Below are 5,192 nucleotides of genomic sequence, written 5' to 3' on the forward strand. Positions count from 1 at the left end.
TCCATTATACCACGGTGGCATCACCTATATGTCAATTATGGTCTAACAGAGCCTAATTTTAAGTAAGCAACAGGGTGTCAAAAATCTACCTGCGCGATACTCGCTTTTTGCGGCTACTTGCGCGTTTTGCACGCGCTTGAGCCGATTTATTAACGCGATATGAATCTACATACGCGTAGCTGGTATACAGCCGAGTACGGGCTGTATTTATCGCGGCGATTTACACAGATATAGCGACTGTAACGGACAAGCGTGTCGCTGTATTTATTCCAGTAGTTCACTTGACCGGTGGACAAGTGAGCGGTTGCAACGAAACGGCAAGCGGGATGGGCCCTATACGAGGGCGCCGCAGAGGTAATAGAGGTGAAGTGCGGCAGGCGCTCTGAGAGGCGCAGTACGACCCCTTTTTCCTCGAACCGACTACCTTTGTACCATGAACCTCAAATTGTTCAAGTAATCGCCAAAAGAAAGGCCCGCGCAGGATTGCACGGGCCTTTCACTAGACAAACTAGAAGACAAACTAGAAGACAAGCTAGAAGACAGGTTAAAAACACCAGGCGAGGCATATGCAATACGAGTACGTCGCGCCGTAGTCGTTATAGTTACCGTTGCTATAGATACAGCGGAAGTACGCGGAGCCGCTCGGATCCACGGAGCGCGTCCAGTGATAAAAGCTCGACGACACCCCTGAATGGTTCGAGTACGTCACGCCCTTGGATTTGTAGTACTCGTACTGGGTACCGTCGGTCTGGCGGTCTCCGTAGATCTCGGTCATCGAGAGCAGGAAGACTTTATCGGTCGTGGCCGATGGGGCGCTGGCACTGCCACCACCCTTGTTATCGGTCATCTTCGTGACGGCCTTCGCCTTGGACTGGAGATCGATCGGTAGGAGCGACCAGAGGTCACCGGAATTGAGGCGGCCGCGGATCTCCGATTTCTCCCAGCCGCCGGCATTGGTGCTCGTGGCGTTCATTCGCTGCTCGTCCATGGCAGTGTTGGTTACCTCGAACGTGAGCCCAGCCTTACCGGAGCCGTCCGCGAGGTCATCGTGGTTGATACCGATGATGCGATACTCGAGCGTCTTGCCGTTCGTCAACTTCATCGAGAACTTCGTCCCCGCGTCCATCGCGGCCTTCGCCTTTGCGTACGCCGGCGACGCCTCGCCCTTGGCGGCGATGTCCTTGGCCACGGCCTCCTGCTCGTCGAGCGTCCAGTCCTTCGCGTCCTTGGCGACAGCCGCCTGGACGGTCGCGGAATCGGCTCCCGCAGAGCCGCCGCCGGTTGCGCCGCCCTCGACCCCGCCGGTCGTCCCATTGCTCACCGTGTTGCCGACCAGGTTGAACTGGTTGCGGATGGCCCCCGCCACGCCGGGTCCCGCGAACACGATCACCAGGCCGATGATGGCGATGATCAGGACGTACTCGATGATAGATTGGCCTTGGAGGCGGGTTCTCCTAGGAGATACCCCCCCCCGAAGGTTAATTGCCGCTGCATGCATTTGCGGCTCCCTTCGCTCAGGGTTTGTAGATACATCGCCGAGCGTAGGGCTATTTCAGATTTCTGCATCGGTCTTGCCGCAGCGGCAAACGTAATTAACTAAACGCCTTCGCGGCGCAATCAACCGCTCACTCAATCGAATTTGTTGCTCAACAAATTCGCAGGTGAGGACAGCAGAATTGGTGTTACCGGAAGTTACGGAGGACCGCCGGTGTCGAGGCGGGCGGTCGAGAAGAAGGGACCAAAAATGAGAAGCCTGGAGCTGATAATCTTCTTCCTGCCTCTCTTGGCGATCGCCGCCAACATCTGCGGCGTAGCGGAGCTCGTTAAGATTGCCAGGGCCAAGGGGCATTACACCAATGGCGCGGGAATCCTCTGGTTCATCGGCCTTTTCGGCACCGCGCTCATGGTCGGCCTGATCGTCTGCGCTCTGCCCGACCGAGCGGCACCGGCGCCCAGCGCACAAAGGGACGAAGACGCCCTGCCCGAGGTGTAGTAATGTCGAAATACAAGATAGCCTACCGCGACGCCAACCCCTCCTGGCAGGAGCTTTGCCCTGTCAGGATGTTAGCCATCCAAGTCTCCAGAGACACCGAGACGGGAGCCTGCTTCCTCCAAACAAAGATCGTCAACGTATCGACGAAACCCATCAGCCGCATAGAGTTCACTGTCGGGCTCGAGGGCGAGGGAGGGGAGACGGAGACCGTCGACTTCTCGCTCCTAGATGCCGACCTGCCCGCCGGCGAGGTGCTCAGGCCCAAGGCGGTGAGAATCAAGCTGTCTGTTATCACCGGCTCGCGTGCCGTTGTGACCCGAGCGGACGGCGAGACCTCCTTCGGCGACCCGATCGACATCGATAGCCCCGCGCCACTCGCACTCAACGGGGTCGAGGAGTCGGAACGCGATGTCCTGCTCTCCGAGATGGGGGCCGATACCTTCAAATGCGCGGGCGTCCATTCCGAACACGACGGGTGGTGGCAGTGCGGCTGCGGTGCGGTGAACCTCAAGCGCGGTACCTGCTGGAACTGCGGCGCCGTGCGCGAGAAAATGGCGGATCTGGAAGATGCCGCGTTCCTGGATGAATCCAGAAGGGACAGGGTCTACAAGACGAGCGTCGCGATACTCGAGAAGGGCAACAGGAAGGAAGCTGAAGCCGCCAAGGAGAGCCTCGAGAGGCTGGCCGAGCAGGGCTACGGGGATTCGGGCGAGAAGGCAAGAGAGGCCGGCATGAAGATTGCGAACCTCTCGAAAAGGAGGAAGAAGATAGCCGTCGCGGGCCTTGGAAAGGATTACGCCGGGGACGTTCTTGTTGGAGTCGCTATGCAGTGTATTCGGGCTGATGTTCCAGTCGGAACAATCCAGATGGAGACTCCGACACTGCTCGGACATTCCCGTTAAGTCATATACAGCACTGAAATCGCACTTGGCACCGAGACCAGTTACGTCCACATCCGCGTCCGGAACGAATCGAAGCGGTATCCCGTTTCAAAACGTATGCGTTTCACCATGAGAGAGGGATCTGTCATGAGCTGGAAACCGAGAAAATGCGTTATCGCCTTACTGACTTTGGCGGCTCTGACGTGTTTCGCCGCCTTGATCGCCGTCAATATCAAACCGCAACACGATGCTTATCCCTCATCTTTGTCCATTAAAATGGGCCAAAATTTCAGCCTCGGCCGAAACGTGAATTATTTTAACAAGCTAAAACCTAATGAGGAAAATATCTTGATGTTCTGGGCATCGTGGTGTCAGCACTGCGAATCTCTCATAGAAGATATGCAACAACTTGATAATTTCGCAGCCTTAAGGAAGAACCTTTTCACTGTTTCCGAGGACAGCACAATTGAAGAAGCCTCGGTCCATGAAGGAGACTTTCCCATATACATAGATTAAGATAAGACCGTGTATGACCAATATGAACTTGAGCATATTCCGTCCATATTCATACTGGATGATCAAGGAAACATCATCGGCTTATCCGAAGGAGAGGAAGAACCTCTTGCCTTATTAAAGAAATACGCCAAATACAACGGATATAAAGCGGAAGGAGGCGACATCAAGTAACTATCAAAGGCCAGATTAAGGAGCCAGCCATGAAGAAATGCCTGCTCTCCATCGTCTCAGCAGCTCTTTGCCTCTCCCTTGTCATGACACTATTTGTGCCCGTTGCGGCAGCCTATGCCGACGAGGGGTCTCCCGCCGAGAGCAGCGAAATCTACGTCGGAGACAACTACGACGAAAATTACGATATATCCCTTTTTGAGCGCGGACGCTGCACGGATTCATATTCCAAGGCGTGGTGCGATTCTCACGGATTTGCAAATAACCGCACCGTCCCTCACAAGGTCAAGCTGAACGTGAAGGAGGAGTCTTGCCTGCGCGATCCCTACCTTGCTGGCACCGCTGAAGTTATCGCCGGTCTCGTGACAACCGGTCCTGGCGGCGGCTTGTTTGCAACCGCAATGACATCGTGCCGACTTTTCACTTGCATGTTCTAAAAGGAGGTTGCCATGCTGTCGCAAAATCAATCGAGATACTTGACCACAATCGGCTTTGCCCTGCTTGCATTACTCTTTGCTAGCGACCTTTTGCTGAAACCGCCCAAGGAACTCGTTTTGCTTGCCATAGACTGCCTTTCCGCCCTTTACTTTACGGCAACCCTATTCGTCGGACTAAAGGAGAGGAAAAAAGGCGCAGTCGTCGCATCCGCCGTATGCTTGATCATAATCATTGCATCATTCTTTATCTGACACGTTGGTGATTTAGGGGCGATATCGTAGGAATACGACCGGGAGAGTCGGGACCAGATTGCCCGGGTTGCCCGGTCGGCTCGCGCGACGGTGCGGCGGTTCCACAGAAAGCTCTCCGGACTTCACGCCGTTTCTGATCGCATTGTAGACAGCCATCTCGTCTTCGCAGTCGGCGAGCACGCGGTGTGCGTCGTCGTTTTGGATGTCCAGTAAATCTCGAAGGTCCTCCATGCACCAGCGTCCGAGATTTGGCCATGCGCGTTGCGCGAGCTGATAAGTGTCGATTGCGATGTTGTAGTTAAAGTCCAAGCCAATGCCGTCCCAGGCAGAACGGCTTTGTTTCCTTGATTATCAACTTCATCCGGACACTTCCCGCATTCATCCGTGTGTGTACGGATGAATGCGGGGTTCAATACCCCGGCGGTCTGATCGGCAGGCCGCCGGGAACTCTCACTCCTCGATAAAAGCCGGCACCCGGTTAGTCCTGCGCATCTTGAAATTGCCATTTTCGTGGGAGACGTAGAGGATGCCGTCCATCCCGTCTCGCGATGCATATGAAAGGTGAACAGAACCGCAATCCGCTCCATCATTGTCGAGAAGATCGAACGAATTCGGGTCGCTCGTTGCGGCCAAACGACCACTCATACAAGAACCATCGTCATTACAGATTTGCCATTCCATGTCTTCGCCTGCAAGAATCGCCATAGACGGCCTGGTCGCGCCATCGTTGACATACATCCCGTCTATGCCAAACCCATTTTCAGCGCCATCGATGAACGACTGCTCGGACCTATACCTCGCAAATGATGCACATAGCACCATTGCAAGACAAAGTACAAAGCCAACAATCGCTATCTTTGCATAGCTCTTGCCTATCATGTCATTCACCTCCCTCGTATGTATCGAGGTATTCCTGCTTGAGCGTCTGCGAGGACGACTTGATCT

8 protein-coding genes are annotated in these 5,192 nt (G+C 54.8%); 5 read left to right on the forward strand and 3 right to left on the reverse strand.

Annotated elements, in window-relative coordinates:
* Positions 1 to 544: 544 nt before the first annotated feature.
* Positions 545 to 1,498 (reverse strand): DUF6273 domain-containing protein, encoded by a 954-nt coding sequence (locus DXC67_RS10070; protein ID WP_117638266.1) that lies wholly within the window; start codon positions 1,496 to 1,498, stop codon positions 545 to 547.
* Between the two features lie 246 nt (positions 1,499 to 1,744).
* On the opposite strand from DXC67_RS10070, the gene DXC67_RS10075 reads away from it, so the two are divergent.
* From DXC67_RS10075 to DXC67_RS10095, 5 genes are all read left to right on the forward strand, one after another.
* A complete protein-coding gene (locus tag DXC67_RS10075) occupies positions 1,745 to 1,993 on the forward strand; it encodes a hypothetical protein (protein ID WP_117638267.1) in 249 nt (82 codons plus the stop codon).
* A 2-nt stretch (positions 1,994 to 1,995) separates the two neighbouring features.
* Positions 1,996 to 2,895 carry a hypothetical protein gene (locus DXC67_RS10080; protein ID WP_117638268.1) on the forward strand — a complete coding sequence of 300 codons (900 nt, stop codon included), beginning with the start codon at positions 1,996 to 1,998 and terminating at the stop codon, positions 2,893 to 2,895.
* A gap of 126 nt (positions 2,896 to 3,021) precedes the next feature.
* The gene (locus DXC67_RS10085; protein WP_117638269.1) at positions 3,022 to 3,390 is read left to right on the forward strand and encodes a hypothetical protein; all 369 of its coding nucleotides are present in this window, start codon (positions 3,022 to 3,024) and stop codon (positions 3,388 to 3,390) included.
* 200 nt (positions 3,391 to 3,590) lie between these two features.
* Positions 3,591 to 3,995, forward strand: coding sequence for a hypothetical protein (locus tag DXC67_RS10090; RefSeq protein ID WP_117638270.1), 405 nt, complete (start codon positions 3,591 to 3,593; stop codon positions 3,993 to 3,995).
* Between the two features lie 12 nt (positions 3,996 to 4,007).
* Positions 4,008 to 4,247, forward strand: coding sequence for a hypothetical protein (locus DXC67_RS10095; protein ID WP_117629396.1), 240 nt, complete (start codon positions 4,008 to 4,010; stop codon positions 4,245 to 4,247).
* A gap of 12 nt (positions 4,248 to 4,259) precedes the next feature.
* On the opposite strand, the gene DXC67_RS10100 is transcribed toward DXC67_RS10095, so the two are convergent.
* Both DXC67_RS10100 and DXC67_RS10105 read right to left on the reverse strand, forming a co-directional pair.
* A complete protein-coding gene (locus DXC67_RS10100) occupies positions 4,260 to 4,556 on the reverse strand; it encodes a hypothetical protein (protein ID WP_117629397.1) in 297 nt (98 codons plus the stop codon).
* A 141-nt stretch (positions 4,557 to 4,697) separates the two neighbouring features.
* Positions 4,698 to 5,126: a hypothetical protein gene (locus DXC67_RS10105; RefSeq protein WP_117629398.1), complete on the reverse strand. Its 429-nt coding sequence runs from the start codon at positions 5,124 to 5,126 to the stop codon at positions 4,698 to 4,700.
* Positions 5,127 to 5,192: the final 66 nt, after the last annotated feature.

It is taken from the genome of Collinsella sp. TF07-1, from assembly GCF_003437235.1.
Lineage (GTDB): Bacteria > Actinomycetota > Coriobacteriia > Coriobacteriales > Coriobacteriaceae > Collinsella.